This is a genomic window from Pseudomonas farris, assembly GCF_019145235.1.
GTDB lineage: Bacteria > Pseudomonadota > Gammaproteobacteria > Pseudomonadales > Pseudomonadaceae > Aquipseudomonas > Aquipseudomonas farris.
The window spans coordinates 1-1,074 of the sequence record NZ_JAHSTV010000030.1 but is presented as its reverse complement, the minus strand read 5'-3'; the positions used below and the strand labels follow the sequence as shown (position 1 = coordinate 1,074).

Genomic DNA, 1,074 nt, shown 5'->3' with positions numbered 1-1,074 from the left:
CTTTCAGTAGAGCGAATACGATCCGAGCAAGCTTGCGAGCCAGTATCACCAGCGCCTGAGTGGTGCTGAAACCTCGAGCTCTTTGCTCTTCATAAAAGCCTTTCCAGGCTGGCGTACGGCTGGCCGACATAGCTGCATTGTGCAGAAGCCGGCGAGCTTCCGGGTCACCTCGCTTGGTCAAGCTCCGGCGCCCGTCTTTTTGCCCTGACTTCGCCACCCGCAAATCCATTCCCAGAAAGGCAATAAAGGCATCTGCGTTTCTGAAGTCGCCCCGCTGAAACGCCGTGAGCAAGCGGGCTCCGGTCAGAAATCCAATGCCTTCAACTTTCAGGCAACGCTTCAACTGACCGAGCAAACCGGCTTCTTTCAGATGATCATTAATCGTCTTTTCGACCAGCGTTTCAAGCTGCTGCATGGCTTTCACTTGCGCGGCGAAAGCAGATTTCAGCAGCGGTTCATTCGCCCAACTTTGCACCAGGCCGACCCGCGCCTGAACCAAGGCTGCGCGACGACGAAAAAGGCTCAAGAGCTGGCGGTACAGCGGTGATGGCGGGGTCCAAGGATGAAGATCATCACCTTCGTTCTTCAGATAGCGGGCGAGCAGTCTGGCATCCAACGCATCGGTTTTGGCGCGGATATTCACCCCTTTTCGGTAATGGCTGAGTTCATAGCCACCCACCATGTAAATCACGCAGCCAGCCTCATAGGCCAGATCGGCGAACTCCAGGTGATAGATATTGGTCGACTCAATGGCTACCGCGACTGTCCCCGACAAGGCTTTCAACCACTGCTTGATGGCAGCCTTGTTGTTGGGAATCTCTTCAAGCAGGTCAAGTTCGGCGTGATAGATCACCAGTTCGTTCTTGGCGACATCCACGCCTACGATTGGCTTTGTGACAGAAACCGGCATTGCCATTGGATTTCCTCCGGGATATGTTTTGAGCACTTGAAGGGCTCACCCAGAGGCGCAGGCTTGTTCCTATCGTCGGTCCTAGCCAGATGCATTCTTTATCGGCGCTTGGGTGAAAGGAGGAGGGGCGAAATCTCCCACGGATCTGTACTGCGTCAACAGTC

At 54.8% G+C, this 1,074-nt stretch carries 1 protein-coding gene; it reads right to left on the bottom strand.

Annotated elements, in window-relative coordinates; genetic code table 11:
* Positions 1–916, bottom strand: a 916-nt coding sequence (locus KVG95_RS29585) for an IS110 family transposase (RefSeq protein WP_217858958.1), incomplete at its 3' end; no start/stop codon positions are given.
* Positions 917–1,074: the final 158 nt, after the last annotated feature.